The sequence below is a fragment of the Pseudomonas sp. genome, from assembly GCF_049300855.1.
Taxonomy (GTDB): domain Bacteria; phylum Pseudomonadota; class Gammaproteobacteria; order Pseudomonadales; family Pseudomonadaceae; genus Aquipseudomonas.
In genome coordinates, this window is sequence record NZ_JBAQKH010000038.1 from 1 (window position 1) to 17,348 (window position 17,348).

Sequence of the window (17,348 nt, forward strand, 5' to 3'; positions counted from 1 at the left end):
TCAGGCTCGAAAAAGTAACCTTGAGCGGCGCTATCAAAGCAACAGTCTCAGAGAACGACGAGTGCTCTCATTGTGGCGACTGGGCCTGGAGTATTGGTGTAGATGCATAGAGTTCGGAGGCAGCGGAAACTGGGAAACATTGGAGAAAGCTCTGCGTGATGAGGTGCATCATCAGGCGCAGAGCCTGGAGTAGATTTGTGGGGATCCCTCAGGGGCAGACCACAGTTTTTTTTGCATCTATAATCTGCCGTTTGTGAACTCTCCTCTTCCTCGCTATTTAACGTGGTCCGTCCCTGAATAACACCTAATAAAAAACTGAAAGCCTGAGTTTTTAAAACGAGTAAAAAGCCTCTACAAGTGCGGACACCGTTTTAAATTCATCACTTTGCTTGCTAGAAATACCACAATTAAAGGATGGCTCTAACACCAAACTGTAGTGATCCGAAAGAGCTGGGAAGAGATCACGGTTTCGCGTTTCAAACGTGGTTCCGTCCTGGATACTGCCCATATGACAGACTGCTTTATCAATAGCGATCATTACGCCCCCCCTACTGAAAGTGGAAGCAGATTAATATGATAATTCAGCTTGATGGATCATCCATCTCAACCGAGGTAGAATTCCATAAACAGATATCATCTTCTTTTTCGGTCACCCAATACTACGGAAACAACCTTAATGCTCTTTGGGACCTGCTCAGCACCGACGTAGAGCGCCCAATTGAATTAATTTGGAAAAACTCAAAACATTCAGAAAAATTAATGGGTGACTCATACAAAAAAATATTAATCATTCTTGATCGAGTGAAAACTCAAGATGAAAGCTTTGGACTGAATGATAGGTTCAATTACCAACTTAAATAGCAAAGACATAACCGGGGAGCAGGCCAAATTTTATTTTATCCAAAGGTGGTTTTACCCAAACCTTTTCGCGCTCTAATCGTAGTCTTCTCGTGATTAATCACTTATGAAAATACATCTCAACATCAATGACCTGCCTGACTACCCATACCCTACGAACTTCATAAAATTCGCATCCATTGAACCAGAAACAGATATCGAGCCTTGGTGGCTGCTGGTATACAACGAAGGTACAATCAACAACTGGTACAAAACACTGAAACAGCTTTATCCAAAACGCACATTGATCCCATTTGCCAAATTCAACGCGAATGATGACATCGCGTGTTTTGATGGAGGTGATTTTTCTGGGCAGCCCCAGGTGTTGATAATTCATGCTTATGCGTCAGAGGGCTGGGAACTTCACGCCACCTACGCTAGCTTCGATAAGTGGCTAGAAGAAGCCATGGTGCAAAATGCCGAGTGGCTCAACGAGGACTAAAAACTTTAATCCCGACAAGCCTGGTATTTGCTTTAGAAAAAACGAGAGAACCGCAGGCAGCCCCTGAGAAATCTCGTTGTTTAACCTCTACTCCCCCGGACTGAACAATCAAAGGACTGTAGCCTTGAAACGCCTGAATCGCCCATTTTCCATCCTCCTCGCCCTCACCTTCTCCCTTAATGCGACTGCACTGTCCCTTCGCTCCGAACAACGCCCCGACGGCACCACTGCCCTGTTACTTTCAAACGAACCCGCCGCAGAACGCGCGCCAAAGCTCAATCAGGATCCCGCGGTGCGCTCTGCACTGGTTGATTTTTTTGGCTATCAGACAGGTAGCTACACCAACGACAACACAATGATTGTGCAGCAAGTTCTGGAAGCGCTTGATTCGGAAATGTCGACGTTTGCGGACGGTGTGCCTGCCGGCAGCAAAATGATTACTGCCATGGATGATGGCAACAATGGGTTTGAGCGCGGCGCATTGTTGCTTAACGACAAGGGCCAGTTGGTCGCTGTCGGGCTGGTCAATGGCCACTGCACGGTCAAGTCGCGTGAGGAGGCTTTGACCTGTAATGATGCCCCGCAAACCGTGCTGACCATTTTCCAACCGCAAGGCGCTAAACAAGCCGATGCCGAATCTTTGATCGGCTGGAGTAAACAACTGCCTCCGATGATGGCGATATGGGCGGAAAGTGATGATCCGGAACGCCGAGCCAACGCGCAGAAAATTGCCAGCGTTGAATACGCTGCAACCAAACCGGAACAGGGAGCGTGGACAGCGGCACAGTTACCTTCCGACTTTCCCAAAGCCATGCTGGCGATGCTTCCGCAGCGAGCTCACCTGATAGGTGCTGGCGCCCACGGTGTTTTCACGACGCCGGGGATGGAGGGCACGCCGATTGAAGGTGATTGGGACAAAATAGCCGGCCGTCCACAACATGAGTTCGAAGTCATTCTTCGGACTTTTACAGAGTACGCGGACGTCATCGACTTCTATCAGCAGCATGCAAAGGATGCCGAAATCAGCGGCAACCAGAGAAAGGCACTCGTCGAAGGCTATATTGGTGGCGGCACCTACAAAATTGAAATCAGTAATAGAAAAGACGAAGGCACAGTGATCACACTCTCTGCTTGGCGACAAGAAGTCTGATTTATCCAAATAAAAAAAGGGCGACCCCATGATCGCCCTCTTTCAAATCAAGATACCCTTCCCTAGCAAATCAAAGCTTTTGCAGCTCTTCTTTAGCTCCCGGAGCACCGCGATCAATTGCTTTGAGCATCCAGTACTCGGCCTTGGATTTACTTTTTGGTAAGCCGCCACGTCCTTGTGCGTACATTTTCCCAAGCGCCAACTGCGCGTTGCCAAAATCGGCATCCGCAGACTTGCGGTAAAGCTTGGCCGCTTCACGTTGGTTTTTTACGGTGCCTCGCCCCTGTTCAAGCATTTGCGCCATTTCATACTGCGCGTACTTATTGCCGAGCGCGGCCGACTTGCCAAACCAGGAAAATGCCAGAGCTTCATCCTTGTCCACACCTCGTCCTGCGGCAATCATCTCCGCGAGGTTCAGCTGTCCGTAATCGTCACCGGTTTCAGCCAGTTTGCGATACCACTGAGCGGCAACAACATCGTCCTGTGTAACCCCGTCCCCTTTCTCATAAAGGCTTGCCAGCAGCATGTAGGCTGAGGGGTATCCGCCTTCGGCGGATTGGTGGTAGTACGCTAATGCTTTGTCCATGTCCTTGAGATTTTTGATCGATCGGCCACCGCGATGGTAGATCTGCGCCAAACTGAACTGCGCTTTGGCGTTACCTTGCTCCGCAGCTTTCAGATCCCAGTAAACACTTGCGTCTTCACCCTCAACGCTTCGATCCCAACGAAGTTCCTCAGCCAATCCGACTTGCGCTTCGGCATCACCTTGCTCTGCAGCTTTGCGAAACCACGCTTCCGGCATGCCCGGTGACCACTGCTCAACCACCCCGCAGAGGTTCTCTTGAATGGCTTTGCCAAACTGCGTCTGCGCGTCGAGATCACCTGCGACCGCTTGTTCATGCAGCCGCTGAGAATTTGGCGCGCACTTCCCTGCCTTCATACCGTCGTAGTAATCACGCGGCGCTTGTGCCCACGTATTACAGGCGATGAACATTGAAAAAAGTACCGTGCCCGCCGTACCGACGATTTTGAAACGTTTGATCATTTGTTACTTCCTTGTGGCTAAAAAAATCCAACGAAAACCTTGCGCAAAAACTAGCTCGCTTCGAACATCTGTTCGTCCACCTCGTACTTAACCACCACCCGATTCCGATACAACCTCACCCGCTCCACCAACTCCCCAACCTGCCCCTTCTCCCGCACTTCCCGCCAAATCTCATTTTCCCGATACACGCGCGCGCCCTCCCGCACAAACCGATGCGCCTCTTGAAACACGTGATAGCGATACTCCCTCACCCGATCACACAACAACTCCCCTTCGAGTTGTGTCTCGCCGACGTTCAACTTCAGCTGAAAGTGCCGATCCGTCGGGTTGTGCAGCACCAGATCAACGTAGTTGTAGAAAATCGCCGCCCCGGACCCGAACGGCAGTACCCGCCCCTCATCCGGAAACGGGTCGAAGCTGTGGTTGGAGCGCTCGACCACCACCAGCGGTGAATGAATGGCCATCCAGTGAATCAGGTTGCTCAGTTGGCAGATGCCGCCGCCTACCCCGCGTCGTGCCTCCCCGAAAGACAGTTCCATGCCTTCAACGTAGCCGCGCTTCACAGTCGGGCGGCCGACGAGGCGGCAGAAGGAGAAGTGTTCGCCGGGGGCGATGATGACGCCGTCGATGGCGGCGACGGCGAGTTTGAGGTTGATGATTTTGTTGTGTTGCAGGGCGAGGTCGGAGTCGCCGAGTTTGCGGATGAGTTTCGAGGTGTGTTTGAGGTAGCGAAAGGGCAGGCGCTCGGCCGCCGCGACGGGTCGTGCGTAGCGCTTGCCGGAACAGCGCCAGGCGATCTGGCGGAACAGTCTTTTTTGCCACACGCGCAGCCAGTAGAGGGCTGGGTGGTAGAGGGAGAGTGGTTTCATCCGTGACACAACGGCGATCGCCGTTTCTTCCTTGAACCGTAATAGGGGCGCGCATTTTAGCCGCTAATGATCTTCAGCACCCTGGTCATTTTCAGACAGGCTCAGCAGACTTACTTCGACACACTCTGCCCCACCGCCCAATCCGCAAATTAAGGTTCGCCTAAGGTTGCCTCGCTACGATCACGGCCACGAAACCCTGTTGCCCTTGAATCGCAGATGAGTCCTCCCGACATGAAAGCGTTTGATTTACCAACCCAGCCAGCGTCGAACTTCAGCCTTGTCTTGGTAAATTACAAAACCCCGGACATCACCAAAATGTGCCTCGAGCTTTTGCGTGAGCATGTCCAGGCACAACGCATTCCGGTGTGGGTGGTGGATAACGATTCGGCGGATGCCAGTCTCGATTACTTGCGTTCGCTGGACTGGATCAACTTGATCGAGCGTCCGTCGCCTTGCAAGGAAGCGGGTCATATTGCGCATGGCAAGGCACTGGATCTGGCGCTGGAAAAAGTCGAGACCGATTATCTGTTTCTGCTGCACACCGATACCTTTGTCTACGACAAAGAGGTGTTTGCAATGATGATGCGCGAGTGCACGAAAACCGCTGACATGGCCGCTGTCGGTTGTGTCGAACAACTCAATCGCGGGATTGTTCGTGACACCTGGCGTTTAACTTCGCGTTTCTGCAAGCACTATGTTCGTAAAGCGAAAGTGCGTATGGGCCTGCGTTCAAAACTGCCAAGGCCATACAAAGAAACTCATCTGAAAAGTTTCTGCACATTGTGGAATGCGCGTTTGATGAAGTCCCACGGTCTGCACTTCTGCATGGATGACCAAGTGCCCGGTTACACGCTGCAAGATCGTATGTCCGGTATGGGCTACGGCATCAAGTTTCTTTCGCCGCGCAAGATTTTCAGTTATCTGGATCACATCCAGGCAGGAACCGTCGCCGCTGCCGGCACCTACGGGGAAAATCACCGGCGGACGAAAATGTATCAGGCCACGCTCAAGCGCCTTCAGGGGCAACAGGGCAAGCCCGGGGTGCAAGCCTCGGTTTAAATTCCCGGCAAACAAAAAGGGCGACTTTAAAGTCGCCCTTTTTGTTTGCAAAAATTGTATACAACCACTCCGAAGAGGTGTTCGCCCAGTGTAATGGCCTGGCAATCCATGCACCGGTAAAGAGCCCTGACACTGGGCGAACGGGAAGGATTTTAATAGAAGTTGGCGCTTATGTCCTCATTCTTCAATGTAAAAATTATGTACGAAAAAGTTAATAGATATTTATCGACGATTGCTTTCGCGAAACTTTCAAAAAAACCAAACCGAACTAATAGTATGACTACTCTAATACAAAAACTGTACAAGAGCAGTCATTCTGTAGAGTTAAAACTCAACTTTCGTGTTGACTGGTCACTTTTAAGATATCGGTGTAAGTGACAATAACGCTCTGGCCTTCTTTCAGATTTTTCAGTTTGGCTTGAATTTCAGGCTTTTTCACGTCGAGAACTTTCGACACGCCCGCCGGGTTTTGCAGGGTCACCTGATTTGTCTTCAAATCAATTTTGGTGATTTTCAATTGCACCTGAACCTGACGGTACGCCTCGCCACCGGGGTTATCGCTGCCCGGCGCCTTACGCAACTCGCCGGTACGTTCGGTGGTGCCAGGCAGACCTTTATCCACATCGGTGTCGAGGTAAGCGGCGACAGAACGCTGTACCTGGATATTGACCTGATCACCGGCCTTGAGATTGTCGAGGTTTTTCGCCTTGTCGCTGAGCTGAACGTGAACCGGCTTGCCTTCGGCACCTTCGAGCACAACCTGATGGTTGGCGGCGTCGACGGAGATCACTTTGGTGGTGACCTGATCGGCTTCAACAGTGGCGGACAGCGGAATATCGGCAGCCAGGGCGCCGAAGCTGGTGGCGGACAGTACGGTTGCGAGGGTGATGGCCTTGGCCAGTGCGTCGAGCTTCATAAGCAATACTTTCCCTGTGATGAATGGCAGCGCCCGTCGTTGAAGCTGCTTCGACGCCGGGCGTGCCACTGAGCATAGACGCTGTTCAGGGCTTGGCCTTGGTTTGTGATGGGGAGGTTTGTGACGGGGAGGTTTGTGACCGCGAGGTTTGCTGCCTGGCGGTGTCCTGCGCGGTGGATTCGCCACTGGGCGTGCCTTTGCCAGTGTTTTCACGCTGTTTTGGATCGGTTGGGCGTAGGGCGTCGTTGTCGCGTTCGGTTTCGCCCGGTGGCCGGGGTTCGTCGGGGTGTTCGCCTTGGCTGATGGGTTTCATCGGTTTACTCCTCAGGCTTCGGGGTCGTCGAGTTCACGGGCGACGTTGATCGCGGGGGAATCCTTGTGCAGGTCATCGGCCTTGGCGCGCAGGAGTTGCCATTGCTCGAGATCGATGGCGCCCTGGCCGAGCAGGTCGTCGGCGATGCGCTGCAGATCGAAATAATGCGCGTCGGGGGATTGCTGCCAGTAGGTTTCGTCGTCGAACAGACGTTGCCAGGTGGTCATGTCCGGGGGTTGCAGGTCGTCGCTCATGGGTGGGTCCAGAAGGGGCCGGTTTCTGGGTAGAGGGTTGTGCGAGAGATAGAGTTCCGGACAGTTTGATCAGTGGTGACTTAACTGGCGCCATCGCTGGCAAGCCAGCTCCCACAGAGTTTTGTGGGTCGCTGTCAGTACCCGGTCATTTCCAGATAGCCCTGTCCGGGATGGCTGCCGCTGATGCGTACCGGGCCTTCCCAATACGGAATGCGCAGATTCATCCAGGCGTTGCGGTTGAGCGCGTCGAGGCTGATGTCGAGGTGTTTGTCGGGGATGCTGATCGACCATTTTACGGGCAGCGACTTGCCTGCAACCTTGGCAGTGGTTTGCGGGGTGAGCTGAATCTGCGAGCTACTCAGGGTTTGCGTCTGGCCGTCGCCAGCGATCCAGGTGCCGGTCAGATACGGCGCGCCGTCCTTCTCGCGCATACGGTAAAGCATCACGTGTTCGCCGCTGTCCAGGTGCAGGGAAAACCAGTCCCAACCGGTTTGATTGGCGGTCAGCGGCTGGCTGCTCCATTCGCGATCAAGCCACGCGGGGCCGCTGACGGTGAAGCTCTGGCCATCGATCTGCAAGGTGCCGCTGGCCTGAAAAAACGGCTGGCTGTAGTAATACGACGCCTGGCCTTGTTCGGATTTCTGACTGAAACCCTTGTCGCCTTGCAACACCAACGGGCGACTGGAAGTGAGGTGCAGTTGATAGGCGAAATCCTTGTCGCGCGCGCTGAGTTGCAGATCGCTCAAGGGGTCCTGCGCCTGACTGGCAAACCGCCAATCGTCGATCCACGCCTCGAACGGCGCCAGCCGCACACCCGCCTGCCCCACTCCGCCGCGCGCATAGCGTTCAGCAGCGTGATGCACCGTGCTGGAAGTCACCGCTGCATGTCCCAGCCAAATCGTCTGATTGCCCCACCCCGCAGTCTCCGCCACAGGTTTCAAAGCGCTGCGAAACAAGGTCCATTGCACGCCAAACTGATTGCCCTGCTGATCCTTGAGATTGGCGGTGACGTACCACCACTCAATGCGAAACCCTTCATGCGCCCCGTGATCTGCGGGAAAACTGAACACCCGGCCCGGCACCACCGGCGTAAACGCCAACGCCTGATCGCCCATCCCGGCGAAGCCTTTCTGCTCCGGAGCCGATTGATCGCAACCACCGAGCAGCAACAAGACCATGAGCACAACGAAATTAATCCTCATGGGCAAACGTCCTCAGCAAGTCCGCCGGTTGCGTGCGGTACAGCGAGTACAGCGGCCAGGCCGAAGCCAGTAACGTCGCCAGCAACGCCAATCCCATCAACTGCAGCAATTGCCACGGGAATACCCGCAATGGCAGCCGCCAGCCAAACGCCTGCACATTGATCACCGCGTCCAGGCACCACGCCAGCGCGATGCCCAGTGGCAACGCCAGCACCAGCGTCAGCACCGCCAACAACCAGGTCTGACCGAGATTGAGCAGCATCAACTGCCGTCGCGTCACGCCCAGTGCCCACAACGGCGCGAGCTGGCCGAGGCGACTCTGGCTTTGCGTCAACAGGCTGATAAACAGCGCCACACCGGCGACGGCCAGGGTCAGGCTGTTCAACGCAGCCGTCGCCGCAAAAGTCCGTTCGAACACTTGCACCGACCAACCCTTGAGCCGCGCCTGATCGACGATGCGGCTGTCATCGAGTTGAAAACGCGTCTGCAATGCGCTTAACAACCCCGGAATATCCTGCGGTTCAATACGCAGATTGAAACGGTTCGGCGTCAATTGCGGCCAGCCGCGCAGCAGGTGATTGATGTTGACCAGCAAGTGCCCCTTGGGATTGCCGTAGTCGGCGTAGATGCCGACGATGCGCGGCGACCACGTGCCGTTTGGCGTGGGAATCGCCAGGTGTTCGCCCGCGTGCAGTTTCAGGCGCCGGGCCAGTTGTTCACTGAGCATCACCGCATCGTCCGTCGCCAGATGCGCCCACGGGTCGCCGCCAATCGCATCAAGAAACGGCCAGTGCTGGCGATAATGCGCGTGATCGATGATGCCGAACACTTCCGCCGGCCAACCCTGCAACGTCACGGCGACCTGCCAGTTGGGCAGCACTGCCGTGACCTTCGGCTGCTGCCTGAGCCAACTGTACATTTCCCGCGACTGCGCCGGATTGCTCGGATTGATATACAACTCGGCGCTCAGGCGTTGCTCCAGCCAATCGGTGAAGGTCTGGCGGAAACCGGCGGTCATGCTGCCTGCGCCGATGTTGGCAGCGAGCGCCAACAGCAACGCCATCAAGGCCAGACTCAGCGCCGGCAATTGCTGGCGGCAGTCGGCGAGAAACCATTGACCGAGCACCGAACGACTGCGCCCGAGCAGTTGATTGAGGAGCGCGCTGAGCAACACCGGCAGCGCCAGTGCCGCGCCGAGTAGCAGCCCGGCCATCAAGACAAAACCGCTGGCCAGACTGTCGCCCCAGATCAACGCCACCAGTGCAATCAACCCCAACGCTGCGGCCAGCCAAGCCTGACGCCGCAGCCAACGCGCATATTGCTGATGCCAGGCTTGCGGATCGGCCACCGCCAGTAACGGCAAACGGGCGGCACGCAACAGGCTGTTGGCCCCGGCGAGCAAAGCGCCGAGCAGGCTCAGACCGATGCCGCTGAACCACCACCAAGGGCTCAGACGCAACTGCCCCGCCACTTCCGCGCCATATAAGCCACGCAGGCTGGCGGCGACATCCGGTAGCAACACACTCGCCAGCCAGTAGCCGCTGAGCACACCGAACAACCCACCGATCAGCGCCAACACCCCCAGTTCTACCACCAGACAAGCGATCAGCATTCGTGCGCTGACTCCGCAGGCGCGCAGGGTGCGCAACAAACCGCGCCGTTGCTCCAGCGCCAGACCAATGGCTGCGTGAACGATGAACAGACCGACCAGAAACGAGAGAAAACCCAAGGCGTCCAGATTGAGGTGAAAACTCTCGGTCAGTCGCGCCAGATTGTTTTCCTCACCGCTGCTTTTTAGCTGCAACTGACCTTTGAAAGAGGCCGGCAACTGCGCGTTAAAATCCTTGGGCAGCAACAGCCGCGACAACTGTCCCGGTTGTTCGAGCAGGGTTTGTGCGACGCCGATGTCCACCAAGAGCATGCCCGGTGCCATGTCCTTTTGTGCGAGCAACGGTGGCAGTTTCATGCCGTTGAGCGTTGGCGGCGTGTCACCTTCGCGCAGATTCAGCGCGTGCAGGGTATCTGGAGAAATCCAGGTACTTCCCGGCGGCGTGAATAACGAGACGACGCGCTCGATCGGCAGTGTCTGCCCGGCCACCGCAGAGTCCGCCGGCAACGACACCGGCTCGATGCCCATCAGTTGCAATCGCTGATTGTCCTGACCTTTGAGCAACAAGCGCCCCTGCAACAGCGGCGACACCGGCCAACCCTGTCGGCGCAGATCCACGAACCATTGTTGCGCGAATGTCGCGCCATTCGGCGTGCTGAGGCTGGCCTGCGGTTCACCGCCGATCAACTGGCTGGCCCGTGCATAGCTGTCACGCGCCTGACTGTTCAACGCTTCGACGCCGGTGAGCAGACTGGTCGCCAGCCACAGCCCGGTCAGCACACTGAAAAACTGCACCGGATGGCGCCGCCAATGGCTGAGCAGCGCGCGTAACGTTTGCTGAAAGACGATCACGTCAGCCGCCCGTTGGACAACACCACGCGCTGGGCCAAACGCGCCGCAACGCGTTGGCTGTGGGTGACCATCAACAAAGTGGTCGGCGTGTCATCGAGCAATTCCAGCAACAAGCGCAGCACTTCATCACTGGTCGCTTCATCGAGGCTGCCGGTGGGCTCATCGGCGAGCAGCAATTTCGGCTGCGAGGCCAGCGCCCGGCCCAGTGCAACCCGCTGTTGTTGGCCGCCGGAAAGCTGCTCGGGATAACGCTTGAGCAAATCGCCGAGGCCCAGACGCTGCACCAGATGCGCCTGCCAACGCGGCTCATGGCGCCCGGCCAGGCGCGCCTGAAAGGCCAGATTGTCCTCGACGCGCAAACTGCCGATCAGGTTGAACTGCTGAAACACCAGGCCGATTTCTGTGCGCCGCCAATTCGCCAGTTGCGCTTCGTTCATCGCCTCCAGCCGATGTTCGCCGCTGCGAATGCTGCCGCTGTCGACTTTGTCGAGACCGGCCACCAGGTGCAGCAATGTGCTTTTGCCGCTGCCGGATTCGCCCATCAGCGCCAAGCTGCTGCCCGCTTCCAGCGTCAGGTCGACGCCTTGCAGCACCGGCAATGCGCCTTGAGGGGTGAGATAACTTTTGAAGACGTTTTCAACGTAAAGCATGCCGCCACCTGATCGGTCAGTGTGGGGCAAGGATAGCGGATGCCGATGACAGCTCAGAATCTTGCGGTGAACACAACGGCCTCATCGCTGGCAAGCCAGCTCCCACAGTGTTTTAAGGTGAATTCAATATTTGTGAACAACCTCAATCCCTGTGGGAGCTGGCTTGCCAGCGATGAGGCCAGCAGACCAACGCGAAAATCACTGCCCCGCCGCCACGCTGGTGGGCGCCTGCGCCGGCGTGACAATGCTGCCCAGATCAATATGCTTCCACTCAGGCTTGGCCCCCAGCCGTGCATTGAAGCGGTAGTTGAAGGTGAATTCATCCGCCGTCGGCACCGTCAGCGGCTTGCCATACAGCGCCTCGATCCCCGGCAGGTCATAACCCATCAACTGCAACAGCGTCGGGAAGATGTTGTAGTGGCTGGAGCGATCCTTGTTGGTCGCCAGTTGCGCCTGCCAGTCCAGCGTCTTCAGATCACTGCCGGAAATCACCACCAACGGCACCAACCCCTCCTCTTCCACCGGATCGCCACCGCAATGGGTGTTCAATCCCGGATTACCGCGCTCATGCAAATCCTGGCCATGATCAGAGGTGTAGATCAGCAACGCATTGTTCAGATTGCCCTGGGCGAACACCCGCGCGAAAAACTCGCCGACGTTCCACAGCACTGTGTTTTTGTAGGCGTTGCGGTACAGCAGCCAGTCATCTGGCTGGCCGTTGAAACCGGTGCGCTCGCCGGTGTCCGCCACCTCGGTGAACTGCCCGCGTGGCAAGGTCGGGCGGTACGCCATGAACGCGTCCGGGTATTTGTCGTGCACCGGGAAATGCGCGCCGACCTTGTTGATCACCACTAACTCCGGCGTGTCATCGTTGAGCAACTCGATCAGCTTCGCCGCGGCCGCCATGTCGCGGTCGCGCACGCTGGTCTGGTCGAATTGCACGAACTGGTCGATGTCCTTCTTCTCGGTGTCGGTCATCAGGTTCTGCAGATTGCCGCCGGTGCGCTGGGCGTCGATGTACACCGTGCGCAGCCCGGCCTTTTTCGCGTACTGCCAGATCGACGGCAGTGTGCTGTTGATGCGCATGTAGTCGGCGCGCGTGCCGCCGTAACGCAGGGTCACGTTGGTGTCGGCGCTGCAATTGGCAATGGAGGCGGCGTAGCCGTAATTGAAGATGTCGACGCCGGGGTGCGCTTGCTTGAGGTTGCTGTGCACACCGAACGGCGCGTTGATGTCCAGATAATTGCCGGAAATGCTTTCGTCGATGATCAGCACGATGTCATGGCCGACAGCTTGCGAGCTGCGCGCCAGTGTCACCGGTTCACGCGGGCCGACAGTGTTTTGCAGTGCTTCATAGGCAAACAGGTTCAGGTAGGCCAGCGGCGTGTACATGATCGGCAAACCACGGGCGCCCTCGCCCGCGCGTAAAAACAGCACGGCACTGAGCAGCAGCACGCCAGCAAAAGGCGCCGCCACCCGCAAGGCGTTCGGCACGATTAGCGAATGCCGGGGTTTGAGACCGATGCCGAACAACAACAGCAAACCGCTGAAGGCGCCCTGCAGGATCGCGTCCCGATATTGGTACGCCGCTTCCTGAATGAACCCGCCGGAATACACCAGCGAGACAAAACTGCTGTAGCTCAGGTAATCCGCGGTGACGCGGGTGTACACGTCAAAAAACACCGCCGAAGCGAACATCGCCAATGCGAACAAATGTCGGATGAGGCTGTGCCTTATATAGGCCGTTAGATATAACGCTAAAGTTAGCGCCAAAAACATCGCGCCAAAAAGAAGTACAGCAAAACCGAGCCCGATAGCATTTAACCGCTCAATGTAATATTCGGAATAAAGCAGCAAATAAACAATTAAAAGCAGTTCTTTCAAATATCGAAACATGGCAATTCCGGTCGCGCCAAACGGCGTTGAGTCAATCGTTTGTCGGTCAAAATCTGACACTAGCACCCGGCCATCAAAGCGCAAGAAATGGCTGACTTTCTTACAAAGCGTCAAAAAACCGATGACTCAAATCTGACACACTCAAGTTGCTGAAAGCCTTTAAATTCGCGGCTTCCGACCGTCCATCGTTTTCTTTGGATTGTGAAAAAAGCGTCAAGGACGGGACAAATCCAGCAATAGCAAGCACTTGATGGCCAATCGCCCCCAAAAATGGGGCTGTTATACAGGTGCAACATGTCATTTTGCTGACACGCTTTTCAAACCCTGCGCTATACCCCTTTTGACAGTCTCATTTTGAACTTCTTCTTTTCGCTCTATCGAGGGTGCGCAAATGGACGTGAGCGTATTTGGCACGGGCTATGTTGGACTTATTCAAGCCGCCGCACTTGCAGATGTCGGTCATCGGGTTTTGTGCGTCGATATTGACCCGAACAAGATTAAACAACTGCAACAAGCGGTGCCGCCTATTAGCGAGCCAGGTTTGTCCAGCACTCTTGAGGAGAACATCAAGGCCGGCCGTCTGCTGTTCAGCACCCAGGCCAGCGATGCGGTCGAGCACGCCGAGCTGATCTTCATCGCCGTCGGCACCCCGGCCGATGAAGACGGCTCGGCCGACCTCAGCCACGTGCTCAACGTTGCCCGGCAAATCGCCTCGCACATGGAGGCCGATCGCACCCTGATCATCAAATCCACAGTGCCGGTCGGCACGGCGGATCAAGTGCTGGCCACCGCCAACAGCGAATTGCAGCGCCGCGACAAAACCGGTCTGACCGTGCGTGTGGTCTCCAACCCGGAATTCCTCAAGGAAGGCAGCGCCCTCGCCGATTGCATGCGTCCCGACCGGATCATCGTCGGCACCCGCGATGACGCCGCCCGCGAGCAGATGACTGAGTTGTACGCGCCGTTCTGCCGTAACCACGAAAAACTGATGTTCATGGACAACCGCAGCGCCGAACTGACCAAGTACGCCGCCAACGCGATGCTCGCCACCCGCATCAGTTTCATGAACGAGCTGGCCAACCTCACCGAACTGCTCGGCGCCGACATCGAAGCGGTGCGCAAAGGCATCGGCTCCGACCCGCGCATTGGTTACCACTTCATCTATCCGGGCTGCGGCTTCGGTGGCTCGTGCTTTCCCAAGGATCTGCGCGCCCTGCTGCACACCGCCGAACACAACGGCATGCCGTTGAAATTGCTGCGCAGCGTCACCGACGTCAACGACCTGCAGCGGCACATCCTGTTCAGCAAACTGAAAGCGCAATTCCCCCAAGGCCTGGCCGGCAAGTCCATTGCCATCTGGGGCCTGGCGTTCAAACCGAACACCGATGACATGCGCGAAGCACCGAGCCGTTATCTGATGGATGCGCTGTGGGCCGAAGGCGCCAGCGTGCAGGCCTACGACCCGGAAGCCATGTCCGAATGCCGGCGCCTTTACGGTTACCGCAACGATCTGCACCTGTGCGCCACCCGCGACGACACCCTGGAAGACGCCGATGCCCTGGTGATCTGCACCGAGTGGAAAAACTTCCGCGTGGTCGATTTCGAACTGCTCGCCGAAAAACTCCGTTCGAAGGTAATCATCGACGGCCGCAACCTGTACAACCCGGAGCAAGTGGCTGCTGCCGGCCTGCACTACAGCGGCATTGGCCTGCGCCACATCGCCCCCGACGGGGCGCGGCCATGAAGATTCTGGTCACCGGTGCGGCCGGTTTCATTGGTGCCCATTGCGTGTTGCGGCTGATGCGCGACGGGCACTCGGTGGTCGGCCTGGACAATTTCAACGCCTACTACGACCCGCAACTCAAGCACGACCGCGTGCAATGGGTGCGCGAGCAGGTCGGCGATTTCCAGCTCGCCACGGTTGACCTGGCCGATGCCTCGGCCATCGAAGCGCTGTTCGTCCGCGAACGCCCACAAGTGGTGATTCACCTCGCCGCGCAAGCCGGGGTGCGTTACTCGCTGGACAATCCACGGGCGTATCTGGACAGCAACCTCAATGGTTTCCTGAATATTCTCGAGAACTGCCGGCATCACCCGGTCGAACATCTGATCTACGCCTCGTCGAGTTCGGTGTACGGCGCCAACCAGCACACGCCTTATTCGGTGAAGGACGGCGTCAATCACCCGCTGTCGCTGTACGCCGCGACTAAAAAAGCCAATGAATTGATGGCGCACAGCTACAGCCATCTGTTCGACATTCCCAGCACCGGGTTGCGCTTTTTCACCGTGTACGGGCCGTGGGGCCGGCCGGATATGTCGCCCATCCAGTTCGCCCGAGCGATCAGCGACGGCACGCCGCTGAAACTGTTCAATTACGGCGAACACCAGCGCGACTTCACCTACATCGACGACATCATCGAGAGCATCGCCCGGCTCACCGATCACCCGCCGCATGCCCACCCGGAGTGGGATCGTGAACACCCGGATGCCGGCACCAGCATGGCGCCGTGGCGCCTGTTCAACATTGGCGGCCACCACCCGGTGGAACTGAAAACCTATCTGGCCCTGATGGAGAAACACCTCGGTCAGAAAGCCATTGTCGAGCTCTTGCCCCTGCAACCGGGCGATGTGCTCAACACCTGTGCCGAGACCGACGACCTGGTCCAGGCCACCGGATTTCAGCCCCGGATAGAGCTGGATGAGGGCCTCGGGCGGTTCATCGCCTGGTTCCGCGACTACTACCCCACTGCCTATCGCCCACGCGCCGCTCGCGGCTGAACATCAGCGGAGGACTCTATGACTGGACATGAAAAAGGTGTGCCGATCCAACAATTGCAGCGTGACAAGCGCATGGATCCGGAACAGCGAATGCGCCTCGACGCGGCGATTCACCGCCAGGGTCGCGGTTGGTTCACCGGCCGCGATGGTGGTCGCCCATGGCAACTGTCGCGCACTAATCGTGTGGTCGCCTGCCTCGGTGCGCTGACCATTCTGCTGCTGATTTCGCCGCTGCTGATCGGCCTCGCGCTGACCATCAAGTTCACCAGCAAAGGCCCGGTGATGTTCGTGCAGAAACGCACCGGTTATCGCGGTCGCAAGTTCGGCATGTACAAATTCCGCACCATGGTCGCCAACGCCGAAGAATTGAAAGAGTCGCTGCGCCACCTCAACAAGCACGGTGCCGACGCCATCGACTTCAAGATTGACCAGGACCCACGCATCACCGGCATCGGCGGTTTTCTGCGGCGTACCAGCCTCGATGAACTGCCCAACCTGATCAATGTAGTGACCGGCGACATGCGCCTGGTCGGCCCGCGTCCGACCTCGTTCAACGCCTACCGCTACAAGGACAGTCACCTCGCCCGTCTGGCGATCTACCCCGGCATGACCGGCCTCTGGCAGATCTCCGGGCGCAGCAATATCGACTTCGACCAGCGCGTTGAGTTGGACCTCAGCTACATCGCCGAGCAGAGCCTTTTGCTTGATCTGAAGATTCTGTTGAAAACCCCCTTCAAAGTATTCAGCGGCCACGGAGCAAGCTAATGGACGGTTCAACCAACAAAAGCCTGAGCATTGCCAACCCCAGCGAATCGAACCTGACCTCGACCGTGCTGGATCTTGATCTGCGGATCCTGTTCCTGACCGCCGCCAACCCCGGCGCGGGCACCACCACCAGTGCGTTGGCGCTGGCCAGCCAACTGGCACAAATGAGCAGCGGCCAGGTGTTGCTGGTCGACGCCAGCCAATCGGCGAGCAACCTCACTCAGCAACTGAACCTGAGCAAGGAGCGCGGCCTGCGCGACCTGCTGTTCAACCCGGACAACCCGCCGCTGTTGCAGGACTGCGTGGTGCAGGTGTCGAGCCTGCCCTTCCACGTGCTGCCCAATGGCCGGCCGATCCGCACCATGGAACACCTGACCGCCGAGCGCCTGAGCCCGTTGCTCGATCAATTGGGCAGCCAGTACCGCTTCGTGGTGATCGACGGCGATGCGGTGTACTCCGCCGCCGACACGTTGGTCATCAGTACTCAGGTCGATGGCGTGGTGTTTGTCGTGCGCGCCGAAGACACCCGCTGGGAAGTCGCCCAGGCCGCCGTGCAACGCCTGACTCAGGCTGGCGCGAAAGTGGTCGGCAGCGTGTTCAACCGGCGCAAGTACTACATGCCCAAATGGCTTTACAAAAACCTCTAAGCGA

17 protein-coding genes are annotated in these 17,348 nt (G+C 57.1%); 8 read left to right on the forward strand and 9 right to left on the reverse strand.

Annotated features, from left to right (window positions below; genetic code table 11):
* The first annotated feature begins 573 nt into the window (after positions 1–573).
* From WA225_RS20175 to WA225_RS20185, 3 genes are all read left to right on the forward strand, one after another.
* Entirely contained in the window at positions 574–861 is a 288-nt protein-coding gene (locus WA225_RS20175) for a barstar family protein (protein ID WP_422609295.1), read from the forward strand.
* Positions 862–964: 103 nt separating this feature from the next.
* Positions 965–1,339: an SMI1/KNR4 family protein gene (locus WA225_RS20180; protein WP_422609296.1), complete on the forward strand. Its 375-nt coding sequence runs from the start codon at positions 965–967 to the stop codon at positions 1,337–1,339.
* A gap of 124 nt (positions 1,340–1,463) precedes the next feature.
* Positions 1,464–2,489, forward strand: a complete 1,026-nt coding sequence (locus WA225_RS20185) for a hypothetical protein (RefSeq protein WP_034152551.1) — start codon at positions 1,464–1,466, stop codon at positions 2,487–2,489.
* A 70-nt stretch (positions 2,490–2,559) separates the two neighbouring features.
* Here WA225_RS20185 and WA225_RS20190 read toward each other — a convergent pair whose 3' ends face one another.
* Together WA225_RS20190 and WA225_RS20195 are read right to left on the reverse strand one after the other, a co-directional pair.
* Positions 2,560–3,534, reverse strand: a complete 975-nt coding sequence (locus tag WA225_RS20190; RefSeq protein WP_422609297.1) for a tetratricopeptide repeat protein — start codon at positions 3,532–3,534, stop codon at positions 2,560–2,562.
* A 50-nt stretch (positions 3,535–3,584) separates the two neighbouring features.
* Positions 3,585–4,403, reverse strand: coding sequence for a VanW family protein (locus tag WA225_RS20195; RefSeq protein ID WP_422609298.1), 819 nt, complete (start codon positions 4,401–4,403; stop codon positions 3,585–3,587).
* A gap of 231 nt (positions 4,404–4,634) precedes the next feature.
* On the opposite strand from WA225_RS20195, the gene WA225_RS20200 reads away from it, so the two are divergent.
* The gene (locus WA225_RS20200; protein ID WP_422609299.1) at positions 4,635–5,462 is read left to right on the forward strand and encodes a glycosyltransferase family 2 protein; all 828 of its coding nucleotides are present in this window, start codon (positions 4,635–4,637) and stop codon (positions 5,460–5,462) included.
* Positions 5,463–5,793: 331 nt separating this feature from the next.
* Here the strand turns inward: WA225_RS20200 and WA225_RS20205 are convergent, their stop codons facing one another.
* The 7 genes from WA225_RS20205 to WA225_RS20235 all read right to left on the reverse strand — a co-directional run bounded on the left by WA225_RS20205 (position 5,794) and on the right by WA225_RS20235 (position 13,154).
* Positions 5,794–6,378 (reverse strand): hypothetical protein, encoded by a 585-nt coding sequence (locus tag WA225_RS20205; RefSeq protein WP_422609300.1) that lies wholly within the window; start codon positions 6,376–6,378, stop codon positions 5,794–5,796.
* An 85-nt stretch (positions 6,379–6,463) separates the two neighbouring features.
* The gene (locus tag WA225_RS20210) at positions 6,464–6,691 is read right to left on the reverse strand and encodes a hypothetical protein (protein ID WP_422609301.1); all 228 of its coding nucleotides are present in this window, start codon (positions 6,689–6,691) and stop codon (positions 6,464–6,466) included.
* An 11-nt stretch (positions 6,692–6,702) separates the two neighbouring features.
* On the reverse strand, positions 6,703–6,945 hold the full coding sequence (locus WA225_RS20215) for a hypothetical protein (RefSeq protein ID WP_150693427.1): 243 nt from the start codon (positions 6,943–6,945) through the stop codon (positions 6,703–6,705).
* 134 nt (positions 6,946–7,079) lie between these two features.
* Positions 7,080–8,147, reverse strand: coding sequence for a lipocalin-like domain-containing protein (locus tag WA225_RS20220; protein ID WP_422609302.1), 1,068 nt, complete (start codon positions 8,145–8,147; stop codon positions 7,080–7,082).
* Complete coding sequence (locus WA225_RS20225; protein WP_422609303.1) at positions 8,137–10,608, reverse strand: FtsX-like permease family protein; 2,472 nt, start codon at positions 10,606–10,608, stop codon at positions 8,137–8,139. Before WA225_RS20225 ends, WA225_RS20220 begins: the two co-directional genes overlap by 11 nt.
* Positions 10,605–11,258 (reverse strand): ABC transporter ATP-binding protein, encoded by a 654-nt coding sequence (locus WA225_RS20230; RefSeq protein WP_422609304.1) that lies wholly within the window; start codon positions 11,256–11,258, stop codon positions 10,605–10,607. Before WA225_RS20230 ends, WA225_RS20225 begins: the two co-directional genes overlap by 4 nt.
* A gap of 198 nt (positions 11,259–11,456) precedes the next feature.
* The gene (locus tag WA225_RS20235) at positions 11,457–13,154 is read right to left on the reverse strand and encodes a sulfatase-like hydrolase/transferase (RefSeq protein WP_422609305.1); all 1,698 of its coding nucleotides are present in this window, start codon (positions 13,152–13,154) and stop codon (positions 11,457–11,459) included.
* Positions 13,155–13,545: 391 nt separating this feature from the next.
* Here WA225_RS20235 and WA225_RS20240 point away from each other — a divergent pair, with 391 nt between their 5' ends.
* From WA225_RS20240 to WA225_RS20255, 4 genes are read left to right on the forward strand one after another with little or no spacing between them, the layout of a single operon-like run.
* Entirely contained in the window at positions 13,546–14,898 is a 1,353-nt protein-coding gene (locus tag WA225_RS20240) for a UDP-glucose dehydrogenase family protein (protein ID WP_422609306.1), read from the forward strand.
* Positions 14,895–15,932, forward strand: a complete 1,038-nt coding sequence (locus tag WA225_RS20245) for an NAD-dependent epimerase (RefSeq protein WP_422609307.1) — start codon at positions 14,895–14,897, stop codon at positions 15,930–15,932. The genes WA225_RS20240 and WA225_RS20245 overlap by 4 nt, the downstream gene beginning before the upstream one ends.
* Positions 15,933–15,950: 18 nt before the next feature.
* Entirely contained in the window at positions 15,951–16,697 is a 747-nt protein-coding gene (locus WA225_RS20250; protein ID WP_064120075.1) for a sugar transferase, read from the forward strand.
* Positions 16,697–17,344, forward strand: coding sequence for a CpsD/CapB family tyrosine-protein kinase (locus WA225_RS20255; protein WP_008084477.1), 648 nt, complete (start codon positions 16,697–16,699; stop codon positions 17,342–17,344). The genes WA225_RS20250 and WA225_RS20255 overlap by 1 nt, the downstream gene beginning before the upstream one ends.
* Positions 17,345–17,348: the final 4 nt, after the last annotated feature.